Here is a 20,705-nt window from a genome sequence, read left to right on the forward strand (position 1 = left end):
GAAGGACTCTCCCGCACACGCTGGCCGGGTTGCGCCCTGGTGAGAGCCGGGGGATATCCGCGAGCCTGCGAAACGGCAGCTGTGGCAGCCTGCTGACATGCCATGGGAACCCAAGGAACACGCAGGTCGGCACTACGCTGTGCTGTTCCACTACGCCTTGCCCGACGATGCCTGGGCTGTGGAGCTGAGCGAGGCTGTGCCAGCGGCGGGCGGGGGGCCCGGGAACGCCGACGCGGTGACCCACTTGCCCGGTTCTGCCTTCCTGGTAGCGACTGTTCCGGACGAAGACCCGAATCCGCAGCCGGCCGTCCGCGTCTGGAGCCCTGAGGAGCACCTTGTCCCCTACGAAGTCATCGGGTCTGTCCTTCGTGGATACCCCGGCCTTCAGGCCGGGGAGGAATCGAAGCTCCTGCGGAGCAGGGCAGGGAAAGCCGGTTCGCCGCCAGGGCGGATCGGTGTGCGCCGTCCACCGGCTGACACCCGCTGCCCATACGGAAGTTGATAAAGTGTGAGACGTGACGCGGCAGGTCAAGCGGGCGTTCAAGTACCGCTTCTACCCCACGAACGAGCAGGCGGCTGAGCTGTCGCGCACGTTCGGCTGTGTCCGCCTCGTCTACAACAAGGCCTTGGAGGAGCGCACGCGGGCCTGGTACGGCGAGCAGCGCCGCATCTCCTACGTGCAGTCCTCCGCCGCGCTGACGCAGTGGAAGAAGACCGAGGAACTCGCTTTTCTGGCCGAAGTGTCCTCGGTTCCGTTGCAGCAGGCGCTGCGCCACCTTCAGACGGCGTTCGGGAATTTCTTCGCCCAGCGTGCGAAGTACCCGCGCTACAAGTCCCGTAAGAAGTCGCGGGCGTCGGCTGAGTACACGCGTAGCGCCTTCACCTGGCGCGACGGACAGCTGACGTTGGCCAAGATGGCCGGCCCTCTGGACATCCGCTGGTCGCGTCCGCTGCCCGAGGGGACGGAGCCGACCACGGTGACGGTGTCCCGAGACGCGGCGGGCCGCTGGTTCGTGTCCCTGCTGTGCGAGGACCGCATCGCCCCGGCCCCCGCCACCACGGCGGCCGTCGGCCTGGACGCCGGGATCACCTCCCTGGTGACACTCTCCACCGGCGAGAAGATCACCAATCCCCGGCACGAACGGCGTGACCGTGCCCGCCTGGCGAAGGCGCAGCGGGAGTTGTCGCGCAAGGCGAAGGGCTCGGCGAACCGCGAGAAGGCCCGCCGAAAAGTGGCCCGCGTGCATGTGCGGATCGCCGACCGGCGCCGCGATGTCCTGCACAAGCTGTCGACTCGTCTCGTCCGTGAGAATCAAACGGTCGTGATCGAGGACCTGAGCGTCCGCAACCTGCTGAAGAACGGCACGCTCGCACGCGCCATCAGCGATGCGGCCTGGACGGACCTGCGCTCCATGCTGGAGTACAAGTGCGCCTGGTACGGGCGCGAGCTCGTGGTGATCGACCGCTTCTTTCCCAGCAGCAAGCTGTGCGGGAACTGCGGGACAGTCCGCGGGAAACTGCCGCTGAACGTCCGCGTGTGGACGTGCGTCTGTGGTGCGGTGCATGACCGTGACGTGAATGCGGCACGCAACATTTTGGCCGCCGGGCTGGCGGCGTCTGCCTGTGGAGACGGTGTAAGACCTCAACGGGAGTCCTCCCGGACGGGGCAGTCGTCGGTGAAACAGGAACCCCAGCGGGCGACCGCTGGAATCCCCCACCTTTAGGCGGGGGAGGAAGTCAAGTGCTGGTTCATGGAGCAAGTGGCCGATCAAGTAGAACGCTGCCGCATCGCGTTCGAGCAGGGGCACCTGAAGCAGTGGAATGATCACGCAGTGGCAGGTGTGAGCACGGCATCGGCGTCTTCCTGGGTAGGCCGTTCTCCGCACTGAGCCCGTGCGGATACGGTCCGCTGGAAGATCGGACCTTGCTGGTCACCGCGTCATCGAGGTCTGACCGGGCCAACGCGTCGGCGGGGTGCGGTTGGTGGGGGCCGTTTCCGGTTCGCTGAGGATCCAGCCGTGGCAGATCTCCCCGACGAATGGCTGTCGTGACGAACCTGGATCGGGGGCGCCAGGTCCCGAGACGTCACCGGGCGGGTGACGACCGGTGTCGCTCATGAGTCGGGCCGCGAGATGAGCGAGCTGCCCGCGGTAACACGGGCGGCCAGGTCGCCAGCAGGGATGTCGATGAGTTCGAAACCGAACACGCGGTAGCTCTGTTCGTGGATCTTCTCGAAGACCAGCGACTCCTGGAAGCTGATCCGGCGGGCAGTGGTGGGCTGACCGAACCCCAGATTGCGGACGAAGAGCACCTGCCGCTCGTAGATCTCGTCGCTAGTGATCCGCTCGATCTCCGCTGTCAGCGCACGGGGTACCGGCCGCCCCAGGTAGTTCGCGAGCGCGTGTGTGCAGAGCGGTGACCGGTCGAACACCTGGGCAGAGCCTGTGGCGGGGGCTCCCAACTGCCGTTGTTTCTGCAGGTTGACGACCTCGTCGAAGGATGCTCGTGTCCACGGTTCGTCCTCGACCTGAGCCTGCGCTCGCGCGATGACCGGGTCGCGGCCTCCTCGTTGGCGCGCCCTGCCAGCCACCGCAGGATCGATGTCTTGCCCGCGCCTGGCGTGCCGGTGAGAACGTACCGTCGCATGCTCGGCGGCGGCGTGGACGTCACGCCGACGGGACAGCGCGATGAGCTCGGCCATGGTGATGTTCGGATTGAACGGCACCTGGCGGATGCGTTCGACCAGCGCCCGGCGGTCGGCAGCGGATCGCGGTGGTTGGCCAGAGTGCAGGCCGAGCACGAACCGCGACGGGAACCACGCCGGTTCTTGGCGCCGGTGTACGAGTCGCAGCACCAGTGGTTGGGCAGCCTCGCGCTGACCGTGCGGTCCCAGACCTCCTCGGTGGTCACATGGTGGGCGGAGAGCCACTGGGAAGGTTCCTCGTGGGCTGGCTGCAGCAACGATTGCTAAGGCGTATCTGGGACGATGGCGGAGTAGCCGCCGGCTTCATGTAGTCGTTGGAGGCTTCCTTGGAAGAGCTTGCTGGCCGAGTGGAGGATGACCGCGGTTTCGCAGCAGGAAGTGACGTCTTCCATCAGGTGGGTGGACAAGATCACCGTGGTGGTGTTGCCCAACTGCTGCATGAGGGCGTAAAAGCGTTCACGTTCTCGGATGTCGAGACCGGTGGTGGGCTCGTCGAGAAGTAGCAGCTTGGGACTGTTGACTAGTGCCTGGGCTATACCGAGTCGGCGCTGCATACCGCCGGACAGTGTGCGGTACTTGTGGTCGATGCGCTCGGTCAGCCCCACCTGCTCCACCGCGCGCTCGACGGCCCGGGGTGTTCTGAGGCTGGGCATGTCCTTCAGCCATGCCGCGTAACCTACGCATTCCCTGACGGTGAAACCGCGGTACATTCCGAATGTCTGAGGCAGGTAGCCCAGGCGGAGCCGGATCTCCAGTCGCGCGGAAGGACGTCTCGGGTCCCGGTCCAACAGCTTCAGTTCACCCTCCACCGCGCCTGAGGCTGTCGCCAGGACACGCAGCAGGGAACTCTTTCCTGAGCCGTTGGGACCGAGCAGCGCGTGGACACCTGGCCCGAGTTCCAGATCGAGGCTGTCAATGGCGGTGGTACGACGGTGGCGTACGGTCAGTCCCGTTGCACTGATCACCTGGACCTCACATCGTTGAAAGAATGACGGCGAAGCAGCAGCAGGACTGCCAGCACGTTGGCGGCCACGGCCCAGATCAGCTGCGCGCTGGCGTCCAGGAGGTTCTTCAGAACGTGAAGCAGGACGATTTCGGGTGAGCGGACCTGACCGTCCTTGCGCATGTCCAGCTGCCAAAGTGCAGCGATCAGGACGGCCCACCCTGCGCTGGTCGCGCTCGCGCTGGGCAGGCAGCCGATGTACGAGCCGAGGACCAGCGCGGCGAGTGTCAGGGTGAGGCTGGGCACCAGCCAGGCTGCCGCCCATGCTGAGACGCCCACGCCGACCAGAGCCGCGGCGAGCAGCAGCGGAAGACTGATGACGAGTACTGCCCCGGTGCGCAGGAGCAGCAGACGCAGGCCGCCAGCCGGCGTACTGCGGATGACGGGAGCGAAGGGGTCGGCCTTGCCGCCATAGCTGGCCGCCACCCACAACAGCGGCAGCAGGGGAGCGAGCGAGAGCAGCCAGAGCAGCGATTCTTCCTCGCCCGCCATGGTGCCGACCCCTGCGGCTGCGGAGCACACTCCGGTTACCGACAGCAGCCAGGGCCATCGCAGTCCGGGCACGGCTCGCAGCCATGCGGGAAGACGAGTTGATGGAACTGGCATGTCTACCTTTCGTCGGGGGCTGGGATGGGCGGCGGTGAGGCTCCGCGCTTTGTGGCTGCGAAATACCGGTTCAGCCATGCAGTGCGCTCGGGTGCGGGAAGAGCCGCCAGCTGGGACCCGAAGGGGCTCAGGTTGCACGAGGCGAGCCAGTGGAAAACCGCGGCCTCTTCGGCTGCGTACGGGTGCTCGCTCGTGCCCGGCACGTAGTCGCTGCAGTCTTCCCGCAGATAGGACCTGGAGTAATCTCCGCCGGAGGCGATCCTGGCGGCCAGCCGCTCGAGGTCAGGCTGATCGACCGGGATTGCCCAGGAGGAATCGGCAGCACCCCCCGCCTCCCAGAAAGTGACATTGCCCGTCCATACGTAATGGGTGGGTATCCCGTGGATGCCTTTCAGACGTTCCGACAGCTGTGCTGCAGTGCGCTCCAGTTGCGGACGCTGCTTCTCGTGCGGAGCCGAGATGCAGACGGCGGGCGCGTGCCCCCGGCAGCGGACCTCGACCGAAATGAGGGCGGATGCCTCGTAGCCGCCCGGCTGTGTCATGCTCAGCCCGAGCCCACCCGTGACCGACACCACGGCCAAGGCCACCGCCGACTTCCAGCGGCGGGCGGACAGGAGTACGGCGGCCGCCGCCAGTACGGTGATCAGGACGGCCCGGCACCACGGCAGCCATACGGGTGGCGCGGGTGGTGCCCAGGAAGCCACCTGCCGAGGGATCGGGTCCCCTGTGTAGGTCAGGTGGATCCCGAAGGGGAGCCCCCAGATTGCCCCTAGAAACATCGCCGCGAGGCCGATGACCAGCGGGGCCACCCGAAGCGGTATTGCCTGGCCCAATAGGTAGGCGATACATGAGATCGCGACGATGAACGCGGCGTCGACGCTCATCGCGTCCAACGGAATGCGGCCTGACGGTTGCACTGGTTGCGGCCAAACCAGCACCGCGGTCATGCCCAGGAGGTACCCGGCCAAAGGCCACAACACCCCCGAGGCGAGACCCATTAGCCGGTGCGAGACGGGCCCTCGCACAGATGTTCCCTCCATCCAGCGGGCACCGTTGCGTTCCTCCGCGCCTCCCTGCCACCCCGCCAGGAGCCCGGCGACCGCCCCGGAGACCACTCTGGCACCCATGCCGTAGTCATCGTAGATATCGGTCCAGGTGGGGACCTCAGACCAGGACGCCCATTTGTACACCTGGTACTCGTGGATCCAGGCCAGCGGAACGGCTACCAGCAGAGCCATCAGTGGCCCTCCCTGGCGTCGTAGGTTCGCGTTCAACACGAGCACGAACGAAGTTCGTTGGTTCACTGACACACCGATATGAAGCGGGAGAGGCATCGGTGGTTCCAGGGCTTATAGGGAGTGAAGGGGCAAAACGGGGGGCGTGCGTGCGAGAGTGAGCGCTCATACCCCGTGACGCGATCGTCTGACATGTGACATCTATGCTATTTGGTAGGCGGTTAACCTATTCGGGCTTCCGCAGAGGGCTCTGAGCCCGCACTTCCGGCCGGGACGGACGGTGGGACACCGGTTGACGATTCGCGCGGGGCGGCGCGGCGCCCGTGGGCATGTCGGGACCCGGTCGCGAGGTCGTCCGTGTTGGACTGACTGAACCGTCCCGTTCTTCCCTGGCCTGGACCCTGCCGACTGACCAGACTCGCCGAGGCCGGAGTGTGGCCGAGCAGCGATCTGGTGCGTCCACGGGTGCATGCCATGCGATTTGGCTGGCCCGTCAGGCGCGGCGGATCTGGTCCCTACTCGGGTTCGCAGGTGCGTGAGTGGCTTCGAGTCGGCTGGCGACCGTAGCGGTGCGCTCCACGGTGCCGTACGTTGCGGGCCCCCACCGCGACCAGGGCCTCCCGAAGCCATAGGGCCGGTTGCACCCGGCCCGCGGCACCGGAGCCCCGAGCACGATGAGCTGGGCTTCGGCGTACTGGTGGCCCTGCCGGTGGGGAGGGCTTCGGTCGGAAAAGGTGAACATTCCTCAGGTTCGGTGCCGACCAGCCTGACGGGCAAGGGTAGTTGGGGAAACAGTCGGAGACACGACCGCAAGCGTGAGAAGCGACGGACGGCTGCGACGTCATGGCCGTCGGCATCCCGGGCGCGGAACTCGGCCGGCCGGTCACCGACCGTCATCCGTTCGTCCCCCTGTACTGACCCAGGCTCCGCCTCCACAACAGCCGCGCCCCGAGGCCACTTGTATCAGTGGCAAAGGCGCGCGACCTGCAAGGGTGTCCCCACAACACTGCGCGTATACACGCCGCGTATACATGGTGTGTATAGTGCTGGTCATGTCCATCGGTAATACCCTTCTGGGGCTCCTGGAGTCCGGTCCGCGCCATGGTTACGACCTGAAGCGGGCCTTCGACGAGAAGTTCGGTCATGACCGGCCACTGCACTACGGCCAGGTCTACGCGACGATGTCCCGGCTGCTGAAGAACGGCCTCGTCGAAGTCGACGGCGTCGAGGCGGGCAGTGGGCCCGAGCGCAGGCGGTACGCGATCACGGACGCCGGGATCAGCGACGTCGAGCGCTGGCTCGCGACGCCCGAGAAGCCCGAGCCGTACCTGCAGTCGACCCTCTACACCAAGGTCGTACTGGCGCTGCTCACCGAACGGAACGCGGCCGACGTCCTTGACACGCAGCGCGCCGAGCACCTGCGCATGATGCGGATCCTCACCGACCGCAAGCGCAAGGGAGACCTGGCCGACCAGCTGATCTGCGACCACGCCCTGTTCCACCTCGAAGCGGACCTGCGCTGGCTGGAACTGACCGCCGTGCGTCTGGACAAGCTCGCCGGGGCGGTGACCGCGTGACCCGAGTTGATCCTCCCGGTTCCCTGCTCGCCGCCCAGGACCTGCGCAAGGCGTACGGGCCGACCACCGCGCTCGACGGCGCCGACTTCTTTATCCACCCCGGCGAGGTCGTCGCCGTGATGGGCCCCTCCGGCTCGGGCAAGTCGACGCTGCTGCACTGCCTCGCCGGGATCGTGCGGCCCGACTCCGGGTCCATCACCTGCAACGGGCGTGAGCTGGCCACCATGAACGACGCCCAGCGCAGCGCGCTGCGGCGCTCCGAGTTCGGCTTCGTCTTCCAGTTCGGTCAGCTGGTGCCCGAACTGACCTGTGTGGAGAACGTGGCGTTGCCGCTGCGGCTGAACGGCACTTCCCGCAAGGAGGCCGAGAAGGCGGCCCTGACCTGGATGGAGCGGCTGGAGGTCGACGACCTGCGCAAGAAGCGGCCCGGCGAGGTCTCCGGAGGTCAGGGGCAGCGGGTGGCCGTGGCCCGGGCGCTGGTCACGAGCCCCCGGGTGCTGTTCGCCGACGAGCCGACCGGCGCACTCGACTCCTTCAACGGCGAGCGTGTGATGGGGCTGCTCACCGAGGCGGCTCGCTCCACCAACGCCGCCGTCGTGCTCGTCACGCACGAGGCACGGGTCGCCGCCTACTCCGACCGCGAGGTCGTCGTACGGGATGGCAAGTCCCGGGACATGGAGCGCGCCATATGAAGGTGCGTCAGTGGTCCAGGGACCTGGGTATGGGGGTCAGATTCGCTGTCGCCGGCGGGCGGGAGGGGTGGGTGCGGATGCTGCTCACCGCCGTCGGCGTGGGGCTCGGTGTGGCACTGCTGCTGCTCGCCACCGCGGTGCCGAACGCGCTGGCCGTCCGGCACGACCGGGAGGAGGCGCGTAGCGACCTCACGCACACGTTCAGCGAGTCGCCGATGCGGAAGGCGGACAACACACTGCTGGTCCGCGACGCCGGGACGGTTTTCCGTGACAAGGAGGTGCGGGGGCGGGCGTTGCAGCCCGAAGGGCCCAAGGCGCCCCTGCCGCCGGGGGTCTCAAGGCTTCCGGGGGTGGGCGAGATGGTGGTCTCCCCGGCGCTGAAGCGGCTGTTGGAGTCAGGCGAGGGGAAGCAGCTGGGGGAGCGGCTGCCGGGGCGGATCGTCGGCACGATCGCCGAGCCCGGGCTGATCGGTGCCCAGGAGCTCGCCTTCTACCGCGGCGCCGACCATCTCGTGTTCAATCAGTACGGCGGCGGGGTCGAACGGATCGACCGATTCGGCGCAGGGTACCTGGAGTCGCAGAAGACAGACCCCATCCTCGTCCTGCTCTCCCTGGTCGTGTTCCTGGTGCTGCTGATGCCGGTCGGCGTCTTCATCGCCGCAGCCGTGCGGTTCGGCGGCGAGCGCCGGGACCGGCGCCTGGCGGCCCTGCGGCTGGTGGGCTCGGACAGCCGGATGACCCGGCGGATCGCCGCGGGCGAGGCCGTCGCCGGCGCCGTGGCCGGTCTGGCCTTCGGTACGGTCTTCTTCCTGTTCATCCGGGAGCTCTCCGGGTCTGTGGACCTGTTCGACGTGAGCGTGTTCCCGAGCTATCTGATCCCCTCGCCCCTGCTCGCCCTGCTGGTCGCGGTCGCGGTCCCGGCGGCCGCCGTGCTGGTCACCCTGTTCGCGCTGCGGGGCGTGGTGATCGAGCCGCTCGGAGTGGTGCGCACCGCGAAGCCCTTGCGGCGCCGGCTGTGGTGGCGGCTGCTGCTGCCCGTGGGTGGGATCGGCCTGCTCTACCCGATGATCGGCAAGGACCGGTACAGCAAAGACTTCAACCAGTACCAGGTCACCGGTGGCGTCCTGCTGCTGCTCGTCGGGGTGACCGCGCTGCTGCCGTGGGTCATGGAGACGGCCGTCGCCCGGCTCGGCTCCGGCGGGGTCGCCTGGCAACTGGCCATTCGCCGGCTTCAGTTGAGCAGCGGCACGGCCGCCCGCACGGTCAACGGCATCGCGGTCGCGGTGGCGGGCGCCATCGCCCTGCAGATGCTGTTCACCGGGGTGCAGGGCCAGTACACCAAGCACACCACCAACGACCTCACCCGGGCCCAGATGAAGGTGAGCCTGGAAAAAGAGGTCCCGCTCGCCCGGGCGGCGGCCGACTTCAAGGCGACTGAGGGTGTCGCGAAGATCTACGCGTTCGACGAGGGCTACGTTGCCGACCGGCGCGACGGCGCCGGGGACACCGCCGGTGTCACCATCGCCGACTGTGCGTCCCTGCGCGCGGTGGCTTCCCTCCCCTCCTGCAAGGACGGTGACTCCTTCGTCGTCCAGGGCGGCGCATACGGGGAGGCGACACCCGGCATGTCCAAGCCCGGCAGCACGCTCTGGTTCGACTACCTCGACGGCGACCCTGCTGCCGTTCACAGGCCCACGCCCTGGCCCGTGCCAGCGGACCTGAAACAGGCGCGGTCGATCGCGGACCCGGCAGGGAACAAGCGTGGCGGCCTGCTGCTGACGCCGGGCGCCCTGCCCCCAGCCACCGCACACGGTCTCGACGGGGAGATCTACCTCGCGCTCGACCCGGGCATGTCGGACGCGCCCGACAACGCGCGGAACACGGCCCACCGTCTCGGCCTGCCCTCCGACCCGGTGGTGCTGGTGTCCAGCAAGAGCGACGACACCTACGCCTCCATCCGCACCGGCCTGTTCGTCGGCGCCGCCTGCGTACTGGCGCTGATCGGCGCGAGTCTGCTGGTGTCGCAGCTGGAGCAGCTGCGCGAGCGTCGCAAGCTGCTGTCGTCACTGATCGCCTTCGGCACCCGGCGCCGCACACTGACCCTGTCCGTGCTGTGGCAGACGGCGATCCCGATCGGGCTCGGCCTGGCGCTGGCCACGGCGGTCGGGCTGACATTGGGCGCGGTCCTGCTGAAGAGGACGCACAAGGCGGTGGACGTCGACTGGGCGAGCGTACTGTCCATGACCGGCATCGGCGCCGCCGTCACCCTGCTGGTGACCGTGCTCAGCCTGCCACCACTGCTCCGGCTGATGCGCCCGGACGGCCTGCGCACCGAGTGAGCCATACGCCCCGAAGACCCCTCTCCACCACGACTGCCGGCCAATGTGCTGGATCGTTCAGGCGGAGGGGGGCCTCGGGTTGCTCGTCGTACGGGCCTCGATCCGGAATCCTGGACACGGGCTGTGCGGCGTGGGCCAGGGTGGTCGATGTCGTGTCGACCGCTGTCTCGTCAGCAAGGGGACTGCGTTGTCCGGGGGGCCAACCCCCGCTAACGCAGGTCAAGGTCGCCCTCAACGAACTCGCCGGCTCCGCCACCCTTCATGTCTTCGGGTCTCGGGGCGTTGACCGCAGCCCCCACCTCCGGGCTGACGGAGCAGAGCGGCGGTCAATGGATGCGCCTGCCGGCCGCAGGCAGGGTCCGGCCGGCAGTTCGGTCGACGTCGTTGCCGCCGCAGTCCGTGCTGCGTGCTCTCGCCTCATGCAGCAGCAGACGGGAGGGAATCATCCCTTACGCAGCCAGCGTCTCATCCTGCTGGGAGATGCTCGCAGCGCTCGTGAGCTGCTCCAGCAGGGCATCGGCCGCCAGCAGGGCCTGTTCGGCGGTGCGGGCTCCTGTCATCACGCACAGCGTGTACGTGGCGTCCTCAAGGTCCCTGCTCGTACGGCCGGTAGGACGTACGTCATGCTCGATTCTCGCCTGAGCAAACTGGGCCAGTACAGCGCGCAGATCCTTCTCCGCAGGAATGATCACGGTGATACCTCTCCCTCAAAAAGCCTCTCCCGCAGGCGGCCACCGCACCGCGAGGAACTGGCTGCATCCAGACACTGCCGCCGCGGCACGTCACCGGGCACATCGGCAGACCTCAAGTGCCCCACCTCGACAGGGATATGCCACCGTGACGACCTGACGTGGCCACCGGCTGCCCGGCCGGGGGTGAAGGGACGGGGACGCCCTGCTCGGGCCGGATGGCACGTGCTTTTCCCCTGGCCGCTGCGGAGTCATGGCGGGCCCACTACCGGCGACGTCCGAACAGGCGTCGGTTGTTCTTCGTCTCCGCTTCGGCCTCCGCCCGCGGCCGGCTGACGATGGCGCAGAGTGGTGTCGCATGTCGCTGCCATCGCTCGCCCCGCGCGGGCAGGGCGTGTCTGTTCATCCTGGGGGCGGTCAGCGGAGATCACGCGACTCATGCTTCAGTGACTCGGAGGGCATCTCGGTCGGAGCCCCGCTGAGGAATGGCCTTGAGTCTCCAGTGAGTGGAGACAGCAGAGTGGGGGACATGGACGTTACGACCCTCTACTCGATCGGGGAGCTTTCCCGGCGGACCGGCTTGTCTGTGAGGACCATCCGGTTCTACTCCGATTCGGGGGTGGTAGCGCCGACCACCCGTAGTCCCGCCGGCTATCGGCTCTACGACCTCGACGCACTGCTCCGTCTGGAGCTCCTGCGCACACTGCGCGAGCTGGGCATGGACCTGGCCACGATTCAACGGGTACTGGACCGCGAGCTGTCAGTGGCGGAAGTCGCCGCGGCGCACGCCGACGCCATGGACGTCCAGATCCGGGTGCTGCAACTGCGTCGGAGCGTTCTGCGAGTCGTGGCCAGCCGCGGGTCCAGTCCCGAGGAGACCAAGCTCATGCACAGGCTCACGCAGTTGTCCGGCGAGGAACGCCGACGTTTGATCGACGATTTCATGGACGGCACCTTCGGCACAGTGGATGCCGACCCGGGCGCAGTGGCCATGGTTCGCGCTGCCATTCCCGACCTCCCCGATGATCCGACCGGCGAGCAGGTCGCCGCGTGGGTGGAGCTCGCCGAGCTGGTCGGCGACGAGGAGTTCCGTGCCCGCATGCGCCAAACGGCCGTACGCCAGGCCGCCGGGCGCCCCCTCGACATCGAGCGCGATGCCGGCGAGGAGCTGATGGAGTTCACCCGTCAGAAGGTGGCTGAGGCCAGGAAGTCGGGCATCGACCCGCTCAGCGACAGAGCCGCACCCGTCATCGACGACCTCGTGCACCGCTTCGCCGAGGTGTTCGCGCGCACCCATGACACGGAATTCCGTAACTGGATGGCGCAGCAGTTCGAAGAGGCGCACGATCCCAGGGTGGACCGGTACTGGCAGCTGGTGTGGATCGTCAACGGCTGGCAGGTAGTACCGGACCTGATCCCGGTGTACCCCTGGCTCACCCAGGCCCTGCGAAATGACCGCGCCGCATAGTCACCGCAGTGGGCACCGCCCCGGATCCCTGAACGAGTCCAAGGGATCACCTGCGGACAGGAGACCAGGTCGTCCGACGTCGATGTGTAACTACTGATCTCTTCGGGTTGTTGGCGGGTGCCGGTCCTGCGGTAGGCCGGTCGTATGCGGTGCGCGCAGGGCGGCGGGTTCACCGCTGAGCGGCGGGAGTTTCGTGAGCGGATCCGGTATCAGGCGGGCGAACGGTTCACGCGCGGCGAGAAGACCGCAGTGGTCGCGAGGGATCTGCGGGTGAGTGAGCGGTCGGTGGAACGCTGGCGGCGTGCTTGGCGGGAGGGCGGGATGGATGCGCTGGCTTTCACCGGACCGTCGGAACTGCCCAGGCTGTCCGACGGGTTCGCGGAGTTGGAGAAGGAGTTGGCCCGCGGACCCGCCGAGCGCGGCTGGGAGGACCAGCGGTGGGCCCTGGCGCGGATCGGCGTCCTGATCGCCTGGAGGTTCAGGATCGGCTGTTCGATGGCGGCGGTATGGCGGCTGCTGCATCGTCACGGCTGGTCGTGGCAGTCTCCCGCCCGCCGCGCGCTGGAACGCGACGAGCATGCGGTCGAGCTGTGGAAGAAGGATGTGTGGCCGCAGGCGGAATGACTGCGGCGGCGCTCGGGGCGTTCGTCGTGTTCGGGGACGAGGCGGGGTTCTCGATGACGCAGCCGCGGGCCCGCACCTGGGGCCGGCGTGGACACACGCCGGTGGTGCGGGTGCGGGTGCGGGGCAGGGCCTGGCCCGCCGCTGGTCGATCGCCGCCCTGTGCTGCTACCGGCCGGGCGAGGCGTCCCGGCTGATCTACCGGCCGCGCCGCCACCGCAAGCAGACACGGCTGCGCCCACTGCGCAGCCTGTCCCGGTCGGTCCGTGCCCGGGGTGTGCCGGTGAGAGCCTGATTTGGAAGCCCTCTGCATGTACGTCGTGGTCAGTGGTTGTTTGTGATCTCGCCACGGTGATGCTCGGTGTGGACTGACGGGGGCGTGTTATCCGTGCGGCAGCGGTTCTCGGGAGATACCGTGCATATCAGGAGCAGTCGTGGTTCCGAGCTGCTGCTCGCCCGTGATCGCGATCGCGGGCGTTTCGCTGTCCGGGACCGCGCTTGGGCGACGCCGGTCGGACGCGGTGGTCGCGCAGTGCGGGCGCCATCGGCTGCGCACGTCTAGGAGAACAGCATGGCTACTGGCATCGTGAAGTGGTTCAACGCCGAAAAGGGCTTCGGCTTCCTCGAGCAGGACGGTGGTGGCGCCGACGTCTTCGCCCACTACTCCAACATCGTCGCCCAGGGCTTCCGCGAGCTCCAGGAGGGCCAGAAGGTGTCCTTCGACGTCGTCCAGGGCCAGAAGGGCCCGCAGGCGGAGAACATCGTGCCGGCCTGAGCCGCACCCTCATCCCACGATGCCCCGCAGGCAGCCCACAGCCGCCGGCGGGGCATCGTCACGTTCATCCACCGCACTCTGATTCTCGTACAGCTGCCACTGTCGGGCGGTCGAGCCATGTCAGCCCAGGCGGCTCCTCGTGTCACTCACGGCAGATGGGCGGTGGTCCGGGTACCTCAGTCCCCTCAAGGGGTGTCGTCAGACCAATTTCAGGGCTCCGCCCGGCCGCGGGCGGGCTGCGGTGGGGTAGATGGTCGGGCGGGTGAGGTGCCGCGTCATCAGCCTGATCGCGGCAAGGTTGATCATTGCCTCGGAGCTTTCGGGCAGTCGTTCGTGGCCTCTGACCAGGCGCCGGGCGTGCATCACTCAGGCCCATGATCGTTCCATGGCCCGGCGGCGCGGCAGAACGACGAAGCCCTTGGCGTCTGTCGGGTTCCTGGTCGGGGTGGAGTCGCGGTCGCGGTCGGGCTCGGCACGGCGTGCAGGTCGGCCGATCGATTGCACAGCCTTCCCCTCGGCTGCGCAGGCATTTGACCTGCATGGTCGGGGTCGGCGGATGCCATGGTCAGGTCTGCGCGGAGGGGCTGCGCAGACTCTGCGCTCAGGGCGATGGGCGGGCGGTGACCGCGTCGTGGGCGGTGGGCGCTGGGCGGCCAGGCACTCCGTCAGAGTGGCCAGCTGGCCTGTTCCGTGGGGGTGGTGACGGGTCACCAGATGGGCGCGGAGAGCCCGTCGCGGAGGGCAGAATCGGCCGTGTTGGCTTGGAAGTCGGGTCGCCCCGGGGGAATCGCACTCTTGGGTGGTGACCCGACCACCAGGGGATGGGCTGCCGCTGGACCGGCGGGGCCAGCCGGATTATCCCGGCCCAGGACTCGAGTCTGCACGCCGCTGCCGTACCGCGAACACAGCCACGACGACCGAGATGATCAGGAAGAACAGGGCACCTGCGCCCGACATCACCATCGAGGCGGCCGCCCCGCCGCCCCCGACATCCTCTTCACGGGCGACCACCTGTGGATCGTCCGCCTGGTACCGGACGGTGAGCGAGGTGCCGACAGAGTCCTTGCCGCCGCCGCTGCCTACCGGCAGATTCGCCACCACGATCCGCCCATCGGCCTCGAACCTGACTTGACAGCCGCCCAACATGCACGAGCCGCTCGTATGCAACGTCGCACGAGCCCGCTCGCCGTCCTGGAGGGAGCGTAGGTGCTGGGCCGCTGGAAACATCACCAGCGTCGACAGCGAGCCCAGGAGGAGCGCGAGCGCCAGCGAAATCAGTAGAGACGTACGAGGTCGCAAGTCACCGTTTTGCCGGTGCGCGCCGGCGACACCTGGGTCCGACATGCCGGCCACGACTCTCACCATCCGATTCAGTTCGTGTCGAGGCGGCCTGCCACGTCTTACCCGTGGGCTGCACCTCGTTGCTGAACAGGGTAGAAAAGTCTGCCGAGTTGCCATCACGTAGTGATTCGGCACATCAGACTCGGCCCGGCTGCCTGCTGTCGGCAACGTTGAGCGACGGTGCGGCTCCGGACATGCGGGCCGTGGCCGTCAAAAGCGTCAAAAACGTCCGAGGTGTCCAGGAGACGGATCGAGGACTCTGTCCGGGGCAGTGACGGGCGAATAGCGCGACCGTCGGCCCGTTTGACGGTAGGAACCACGAAATCCGTCACGGCGGCACATCATGGCTGCTCAATCGGTTCAAGGGAACACCGCGTCGTGCGGCCTGACAGCAGGACCAGGATGGATCTGACGAGGTCGCGCCGTGCGGACGGCTGGGGTCATCTCCTCGGCGACTGCGGCAGCGGTGCCTGGATCGGCCGGGCCGGCCTGGAGGCCGCGCCGCGTGCCTACGACGGCCTCACCTGTTGCCATCCACGCAGTACCGAGCGCAACCCGCGCGGAGCAGCCTCACCGCTGCTTCGTCAATGACGACAGAGGGTGTCGGGTTTACGGCTGACGATGGGCGTATGCGCGAAACCCCAGAAGAACTCGACAAGCTCCAGTTGCTCCTCGACTCCTCCCTCTCCGGCTCGACCGGACACCTCCGCTCGATTGTCGAGGGCCGCACCATCACGGCGGCGCAGCTCACCGGGGTCCTCACCGGCATGTGCACGCTCGCCCTGTCCACGGTGACCGCGAAGGGCGAACCGCGGATCAGCGGCGTCGACGGGCATTTCCTGCACGGCCGGTGGCATTTCGGCACGGCGCGCAACGCCGCCAAGGCCCGTCATCTCGCGGCCCGTCCGGCCGCCAGCGTCGCGCACCTGCGCGGCGAGGACCTCGGCGTGTTCACCCACGGCACGGTGGAGGAGATGAACCCCCAGGACGCCGAGACCACGGCCGACTGGCCAGAACTCCTCGCCTACGTGAAGGACTTCTACGGCGACGACACCTTCGACTGGAACCGCGAGGTCGTCTACTACCGGCTGAACCCGCACTGGATGACCGTCTACGCCCCCGACCTCGACAAGCTCACCGGCACGTGACGCCGGACCCGTTGACGAAGGCCTGCACTTGCGCGTCCGTGGGTGCGGGCCCGGTTGGTTCTTTCGGTAGTTGGTGGCGTCAGTTGTCCGTGAAAGCTGACGGCACCAGGTGATGGCCCAGATGGATGTTCGCGAATTCTGACGTCACCATCGGGGTGGCGGTGTCAAGCTGGATGTGCTCAGTAAAGGAGCACCCCCGATGCCGCCTGGCCAGTCGAAGGTTGAGTTGCACGCCGAGCTGCGGCCCGACTTCCACGATGGCATGTCGAACCGGGCGTTGCCGTGCAAGTACGGCGTCACTTGGAGCACGGTCGACAAGTCCCTGACCTCGGTTTGGCCGCAGCCACGCATGACGAGCGCTTCGGCGCGGCCGGCGAAGCGGGATCCGTTCACGCTGCTGATCGACGAGATCCTACTCAATGATCTGGACGCGACCAGGAAACAGCGCCACACCGCCACCCCGGATCTACCGCCGTCGGATCGACGAGCACTCCTCGTCCGAGGCATTGCGTTGACCACTTGAACCCGCACCGATGAGAGGGCGCAAGCGTCCTGCGAGCAACCGCGCGGTCCCGCCAGGCACTGAGAGGGTGTTTATGCCTTGCTCGCGACCACCATGTAGTTCTCGGCCTCAAGATCGAACGTGCTCAGTTCCGTTTGGAGCCCGACCCGGTGCAGCTCGACTTCGAGTTCCTCGTACCGGTAGGGCCAGCAGGACAGCAGTTCCGAGCGGACAAGAACCAACCCGGTCGCATCAACTTGCGCGATCGCAATCTCGATGTGGTGCTCCTCCTCCCAACGCGGCGCAATCTCCCAGCGGTAGACCACGACGGCATCGCGACCGTTCCGGCGGACGAGTCGGTCACTGATCTCCAGCCGGGAACCTCTGGCCCTCACGAGTTCCCACGTGCGGGATGTGAGTACCAAGCGCCCGCCGGGGCGCAGAAGCCGTGACATCGACTCCAGAGCAGCACCCCTGCCTGTCGCGCCCGGGGCATGGTGAAGCGAGTTGCCAACGCAGAACACCATGTCGAACGTGTTGTCCTGGAAATGTTCGGGCAACTCTTCCCAGTTCGCCCGTACGGCCCGGACGGATGCCCCGAACTCCTTGGACAACTCTGCAGTCCGACGAACCATCGCCTCGCTGGCGTCAGTTGCGACAACCTGTATGCCACGACCGGCGAGGCCAACCGCCAACTGTCCGGTTCCGCACGAACAGTCAAGGACGTGAGCATTCGACGGCAGGAGATTGAGTACGTCGTCGAACGACGCAGCGAACTCGGCTGGAGGCAACTTTGCATCCGAGATGAGCCATTCGTACACCTCGGCAAGCACGTCATAGCCTGTCACAACCACTACCTCCGTCACGCGGCAGACTCACGGCAGGACGTCAGTCCATCAGCGGAGCAAGCCGGGCACCAATGGTTTTCGCAAGGGTGGCTCTGACGGTGTTTGTCAGTTGCCCGGCTGAGTGGATGGCACCGGTTGCCTGAGCCGCTCCATCGAACAGCTCCAAGCCGCCCACGCCATGCTCGGCTCGATCATCCACGCAGGCGAAGCGATCACCACCCGCGTCGGCCGCAACGGATAGGGACGTGACCTCACAGCGGACGCCTCCACAACCTCGCCGGCACCATCTGACCGACCCCGACCCCGACCCCGACCCCGACCCCGACCCCGACCCCGACCCCGACCCCGACCCCGACCCCGACGCCTCCGGCGTTGCGTCGACAACGGCAGACAGGCCGCCGGATCCTTCGACCTCATCTGCGAGCCCGGCTGGGAGCTCCGTTTGGATCCGGGCCTTACCGCAGTTGTACCGTGGACGGCGGGTGCACGCGTCGCTTCCGGCACCCCAGCTGGAGAGCGCCGCTCTGCTGGTCGTCGCCTGCGCTGTCAGAACCCCCTGCTTGGTCCGCGGTGCGGGAAGGAGTCGGCAGAGTCCCGTAGGGCCTGCCGGTGTGTCACGTGGCCGGCCGTCCCGAACAGCGGCACCTCGCCGGGCAGCTCGGCGAGTTCGATGCAGAGAGCGAGAACCTGCGCATCTCCCGCAAGGCCCTCCTCACTCTCCCCGCGCCCTCACCCACCTCCGAGCTGGAGCGTCCCGACATCCCGGACCGCCCCGTCTATCCGCAGATCCTCACCGCCCTGGCCGACGCGGGCCGGCCGATGCGAGCCCGCGACCTCTGCCAGGCCCTCGACGGCAGCGGTTACGAGTCCTCAAGTGCGCCGCTCATGTGCCGGCTGCTATCCAGCTGCGCCATCAGTCGCGTCCGGCCCGACTGCTGCAGCCAGGTACCGAAGTCCATGAGGCCGGGGTGGGTCTTGCGCAGGGGTTCGGGGTCGGAGTCGTAGTAGGACTCGTTCGCCCAGGTGAACACCTTGGCAACCTCGGGGTCGTGTTCCCAGAGAATGTCGAGCGGCACGTGTGTGTGCGGGATCGGCCGGCCGGCCGCGGCGCTCAGCGCAGCGGCGATCTGAGGGGCGGTCAGCCGATCGCCGGTGATCTCCATGGCCTGGCCCAGGTAGGTGTCCGCCTTCGCGAAGACCAGTGCGGCGAGTGCGCCGATGTCATCGATGGCGATCAGCTGCATGACGAGGTCGTCGTACCAGGGCACGGTGAGGGTGCCGTTCTGGAAGAAGCGCGCCGGGCTGGTGAAATCCTCCATGAACCCGGCGGGGCGCAGGATCGTCGCGGGCACACCCAACTCGTGGATGTGCTGCTCGATCTGCCATTTGTCGATGGGGCCCCAGCCGCGCTCCATGTAGAAGCGGTTCTGGCTCTCCATGCCGCCGACCGACGAATACACCAGGTGTTGCACGCCTGCGGCCTTGGCTGCATCCGCGATGTTCTTGCCCTGTGTGATCTCGTTGTCGTTGGCGGACTGAACGCTGTATACGCCGTAGGTGCCGCGTATCGCCGCGTCGAGGGAGGCACGGTCATCCAGGTCGCCGCGGACGACCTGGGCGCCGGAGGCGGCGAGCGCGGCTGCGGCCGGGGCGGTGTCGTCACGGACCAGAGCGCGGACCCGCCAGCCGGCGGCGAGCAGGTGGCGGGCGGTGGCGCCGCCCTGGTTCCCGGTGGAGCCGGTGACGAGAACGGTCTTGTCGTGGGTGTTCATAGTGGTCTCCTTGGAGCTCGACAATATCTGCACTCGATGCGAGTTTGCATTGAGTGCAGATTCGCTGTCAATGCAGTATTCTCGGGGCATGGTCATGCGAGAGCAGCACGCCCCGGCGCCTTCCCTGCGCGAGAGGAAGCGGGAACGTACCCGTCAGGCACTGGTCGACGCAGCGGCGGAGCTGTTCGAACGCAAGGGATACGACGAGACGACCGTCGCTGAGATCGCGGCGGCGGCAGAGATCGGCACCCGGACCTTTTTCAGCTATTTCGCGAGCAAGGAAGACATCCTGTTCCCCGACAGTGACGCGCGGGCGCGGACCACGATCGAGGCGATCGCCAACCGCGATCCGGCCGAGGGGCCCGTGGATGTGCTGGTGCGGGCGCTGGAGATCGTCGCCGAAACCGATGCCGACATGGTCAGCCCGATGGCAGCCGTGCGAATGAGACTGTTTCGAACCGTGCCGGCAGTGCGGGGCAAGGCGCTGCAGATCCAGATGTCGGCACAACAGGAGATCGCGCGGGCCCTGCAGGCGGCCTTCCCCGGCGAGCTGGACCGGGTGGGCGCGGCAGCTCTGGCCGGGGCACTCACAGGCGCGGTGAACGGCGCGCTCGACGCGCTCATGGACGACGAGGATGCTGCCACCGTCGCTCTCGCCGCCGATCGGTTGCGTGAACGGGTACAGCGGGCGACGGAACTGGCGCTCAGGCCCTGGCGAAGCTGAGAGACGGGCGCGGCCTTCCTGTCGCCCGTTCAGCCGCATGCCGACGAGGCGAGGAGCCTGCGCCGTGCACGTGGCCTGTCCAAAGCCCTGCACAACGTGCCGTGCGGGGCTCGGACGCAGGCACTCGGCTTGACGCCGCGGCCGCACTGTCAAGCTTCCTCGGTAGCGGGAGCGCACCCACGGTTCGGATCACGGGGTGGAGATCTTGTGGACAGCGGTGTCGTCGGGGTTCAGCTGTCGCCCGTCCGCGGACAGCACTTCCAGCGTGCGGAGGCGATGTCCCTGTCGGCGGTCGACCAGCTGTGAGTGTGGTTCGCCGGGGGCGAAGAGGTTCTGTTCGCCCCACTGTCGCAGGGCCACGATGACCGGGAAGAGCGCCTTTCCCTTCGGAGTCAGCACGTATTCGCGGTAGGCGCTGCCGTCCGAGGCGGGGACGGATTCGAGGACACCGCCAGCGACCAGGGTGCGCAGTCGCGCGGAGAGGATGTTCTTCGCCACGCCGAGGCTGCGCTGGAACTCCCCAAAGCGTCGGCTTCCGTCGAAGGCGTCCCGCACGATCAGCAGGGACCACCAGTCGCCGATCGCGTCCACCGACCGGGCGACGGGGCATTCGCTGTCGTTGAAACGCGTCCTGGTCACCACGGCGTCCCTCACTCTCACG

General features: G+C 67.6%; 18 protein-coding genes and 2 pseudogenes. 11 read left to right on the plus strand and 9 right to left on the minus strand.

Annotated features, from left to right (window positions below; all coding sequences use genetic code 11):
• Window positions 1-515 precede the first annotated feature (515 nt).
• On the plus strand, window positions 516-1,724 hold the full coding sequence (locus OG381_RS46290) for an RNA-guided endonuclease InsQ/TnpB family protein (RefSeq protein WP_327722001.1): 1,209 nt from the start codon (window positions 516-518) through the stop codon (window positions 1,722-1,724).
• Between the two features lie 389 nt (window positions 1,725-2,113).
• Here OG381_RS46290 and OG381_RS46295 read toward each other — a convergent pair whose 3' ends face one another.
• From OG381_RS46295 to OG381_RS46310, 4 genes are all read right to left on the minus strand, one after another.
• Window positions 2,114-2,800: an AAA family ATPase gene (locus OG381_RS46295; protein ID WP_327722002.1), complete on the minus strand. Its 687-nt coding sequence runs from the start codon at window positions 2,798-2,800 to the stop codon at window positions 2,114-2,116.
• A gap of 167 nt (window positions 2,801-2,967) precedes the next feature.
• Complete coding sequence (locus OG381_RS46300) at window positions 2,968-3,669, minus strand: ATP-binding cassette domain-containing protein (RefSeq protein WP_327722003.1); 702 nt, start codon at window positions 3,667-3,669, stop codon at window positions 2,968-2,970.
• The gene (locus OG381_RS46305; protein WP_327722004.1) at window positions 3,666-4,199 is read right to left on the minus strand and encodes a hypothetical protein; all 534 of its coding nucleotides are present in this window, start codon (window positions 4,197-4,199) and stop codon (window positions 3,666-3,668) included. Before OG381_RS46305 ends, OG381_RS46300 begins: the two co-directional genes overlap by 4 nt.
• 116 nt (window positions 4,200-4,315) lie before the next feature.
• Window positions 4,316-5,551 carry a hypothetical protein gene (locus tag OG381_RS46310; protein ID WP_327722005.1) on the minus strand — a complete coding sequence of 412 codons (1,236 nt, stop codon included), beginning with the start codon at window positions 5,549-5,551 and terminating at the stop codon, window positions 4,316-4,318.
• A gap of 1,049 nt (window positions 5,552-6,600) precedes the next feature.
• On the opposite strand from OG381_RS46310, the gene OG381_RS46315 reads away from it, so the two are divergent.
• From OG381_RS46315 to OG381_RS46325, 3 genes are read left to right on the plus strand one after another with little or no spacing between them, the layout of a single operon-like run.
• A complete protein-coding gene (locus tag OG381_RS46315) occupies window positions 6,601-7,125 on the plus strand; it encodes a PadR family transcriptional regulator (RefSeq protein WP_327722006.1) in 525 nt (174 codons plus the stop codon).
• Window positions 7,122-7,817: an ABC transporter ATP-binding protein gene (locus tag OG381_RS46320; protein WP_327722007.1), complete on the plus strand. Its 696-nt coding sequence runs from the start codon at window positions 7,122-7,124 to the stop codon at window positions 7,815-7,817. Before OG381_RS46315 ends, OG381_RS46320 begins: the two co-directional genes overlap by 4 nt.
• On the plus strand, window positions 7,814-10,156 hold the full coding sequence (locus OG381_RS46325) for an ABC transporter permease (protein ID WP_327722008.1): 2,343 nt from the start codon (window positions 7,814-7,816) through the stop codon (window positions 10,154-10,156). Before OG381_RS46320 ends, OG381_RS46325 begins: the two co-directional genes overlap by 4 nt.
• 449 nt (window positions 10,157-10,605) lie before the next feature.
• Here the strand turns inward: OG381_RS46325 and OG381_RS46330 are convergent, their stop codons facing one another.
• Window positions 10,606-10,848: a DUF5133 domain-containing protein gene (locus OG381_RS46330; RefSeq protein WP_327722009.1), complete on the minus strand. Its 243-nt coding sequence runs from the start codon at window positions 10,846-10,848 to the stop codon at window positions 10,606-10,608.
• Window positions 10,849-11,374: 526 nt separating this feature from the next.
• Here OG381_RS46330 and OG381_RS46335 point away from each other — a divergent pair.
• The 3 genes and pseudogenes from OG381_RS46335 (at window position 11,375) to OG381_RS46355 (ending at window position 13,709) form a co-directional block, all read left to right on the plus strand.
• Window positions 11,375-12,313 carry a MerR family transcriptional regulator gene (locus OG381_RS46335; protein ID WP_327722735.1) on the plus strand — a complete coding sequence of 313 codons (939 nt, stop codon included), beginning with the start codon at window positions 11,375-11,377 and terminating at the stop codon, window positions 12,311-12,313.
• A 144-nt stretch (window positions 12,314-12,457) separates the two neighbouring features.
• Window positions 12,458-13,157: pseudogene (locus tag OG381_RS49800) on the plus strand (winged helix-turn-helix domain-containing protein); the annotation flags it as partial.
• Window positions 13,158-13,505: 348 nt separating this feature from the next.
• Window positions 13,506-13,709 carry a cold-shock protein gene (locus OG381_RS46355; protein ID WP_327722010.1) on the plus strand — a complete coding sequence of 68 codons (204 nt, stop codon included), beginning with the start codon at window positions 13,506-13,508 and terminating at the stop codon, window positions 13,707-13,709.
• 855 nt (window positions 13,710-14,564) lie between these two features.
• Here the strand turns inward: OG381_RS46355 and OG381_RS46360 are convergent.
• Window positions 14,565-15,053, minus strand: coding sequence for a hypothetical protein (locus OG381_RS46360; protein ID WP_327722738.1), 489 nt, complete (start codon window positions 15,051-15,053; stop codon window positions 14,565-14,567).
• Between the two features lie 402 nt (window positions 15,054-15,455).
• Here OG381_RS46360 and OG381_RS46365 point away from each other — a divergent pair.
• The 3 genes and pseudogenes from OG381_RS46365 to OG381_RS46375 form a co-directional block, all read left to right on the plus strand.
• Window positions 15,456-15,569 (plus strand): annotated as a pseudogene (locus OG381_RS46365) (ATPase); the annotation flags it as partial.
• 110 nt (window positions 15,570-15,679) lie between these two features.
• Window positions 15,680-16,198 (plus strand): pyridoxamine 5'-phosphate oxidase family protein, encoded by a 519-nt coding sequence (locus OG381_RS46370; RefSeq protein ID WP_327722011.1) that lies wholly within the window; start codon window positions 15,680-15,682, stop codon window positions 16,196-16,198.
• Between the two features lie 199 nt (window positions 16,199-16,397).
• Window positions 16,398-16,721, plus strand: coding sequence for a hypothetical protein (locus OG381_RS46375; protein ID WP_327722012.1), 324 nt, complete (start codon window positions 16,398-16,400; stop codon window positions 16,719-16,721).
• Window positions 16,722-16,792: 71 nt separating this feature from the next.
• On the opposite strand, the gene OG381_RS46380 is transcribed toward OG381_RS46375, so the two are convergent.
• Both OG381_RS46380 and OG381_RS46385 read right to left on the minus strand, forming a co-directional pair.
• Window positions 16,793-17,548 carry a class I SAM-dependent methyltransferase gene (locus OG381_RS46380; protein WP_327722739.1) on the minus strand — a complete coding sequence of 252 codons (756 nt, stop codon included), beginning with the start codon at window positions 17,546-17,548 and terminating at the stop codon, window positions 16,793-16,795.
• Window positions 17,549-18,408: 860 nt separating this feature from the next.
• Window positions 18,409-19,320 carry an NmrA/HSCARG family protein gene (locus OG381_RS46385; RefSeq protein WP_327722013.1) on the minus strand — a complete coding sequence of 304 codons (912 nt, stop codon included), beginning with the start codon at window positions 19,318-19,320 and terminating at the stop codon, window positions 18,409-18,411.
• 88 nt (window positions 19,321-19,408) lie between these two features.
• On the opposite strand from OG381_RS46385, the gene OG381_RS46390 reads away from it, so the two are divergent.
• Complete coding sequence (locus tag OG381_RS46390) at window positions 19,409-20,044, plus strand: TetR/AcrR family transcriptional regulator (protein ID WP_327722014.1); 636 nt, start codon at window positions 19,409-19,411, stop codon at window positions 20,042-20,044.
• A gap of 189 nt (window positions 20,045-20,233) precedes the next feature.
• Here the strand turns inward: OG381_RS46390 and OG381_RS46395 are convergent, their stop codons facing one another.
• Window positions 20,234-20,686, minus strand: coding sequence for a winged helix-turn-helix transcriptional regulator (locus OG381_RS46395; RefSeq protein ID WP_327722740.1), 453 nt, complete (start codon window positions 20,684-20,686; stop codon window positions 20,234-20,236).
• Between the last annotated feature and the right edge of the window lie 19 nt (window positions 20,687-20,705).

It is taken from the genome of Streptomyces sp. NBC_00490 (assembly GCF_036013645.1).
In the GTDB taxonomy this organism is placed as follows: Bacteria; Actinomycetota; Actinomycetes; order Streptomycetales; family Streptomycetaceae; genus Streptomyces; species Streptomyces canus_F.

Bases quoted from the DNA above. Each gene is read 5' to 3' on its own strand.
- OG381_RS46375 (WP_327722012.1), top strand. From the start codon at position 16,398: ATGCCGCCTGGCCAGTCGAAGGTTGAGTTGCACGCCGAGCTGCGGCCC.
- OG381_RS46390 (WP_327722014.1), top strand. From the start codon at position 19,409: ATGGTCATGCGAGAGCAGCACGCCCCGGCGCCTTCCCTGCGCGAGAGG.
- OG381_RS46315 (WP_327722006.1), top strand. From the start codon at position 6,601: ATGTCCATCGGTAATACCCTTCTGGGGCTCCTGGAGTCCGGTCCGCGC.
- OG381_RS46335 (WP_327722735.1), top strand. From the start codon at position 11,375: ATGGACGTTACGACCCTCTACTCGATCGGGGAGCTTTCCCGGCGGACC.
- OG381_RS46355 (WP_327722010.1), top strand. From the start codon at position 13,506: ATGGCTACTGGCATCGTGAAGTGGTTCAACGCCGAAAAGGGCTTCGGC.
- OG381_RS46305 (WP_327722004.1), bottom strand. From the start codon at position 4,199: ATGGCGGGCGAGGAAGAATCGCTGCTCTGGCTGCTCTCGCTCGCTCCC.
- OG381_RS46360 (WP_327722738.1), bottom strand. From the start codon at position 15,053: ATGTCGGACCCAGGTGTCGCCGGCGCGCACCGGCAAAACGGTGACTTG.
- OG381_RS46385 (WP_327722013.1), bottom strand. From the start codon at position 19,320: ATGAACACCCACGACAAGACCGTTCTCGTCACCGGCTCCACCGGGAAC.
- OG381_RS46370 (WP_327722011.1), top strand. From the start codon at position 15,680: ATGCGCGAAACCCCAGAAGAACTCGACAAGCTCCAGTTGCTCCTCGAC.
- OG381_RS46310 (WP_327722005.1), bottom strand. From the start codon at position 5,551: ATGGCTCTGCTGGTAGCCGTTCCGCTGGCCTGGATCCACGAGTACCAG.
- OG381_RS46325 (WP_327722008.1), top strand. From the start codon at position 7,814: ATGAAGGTGCGTCAGTGGTCCAGGGACCTGGGTATGGGGGTCAGATTC.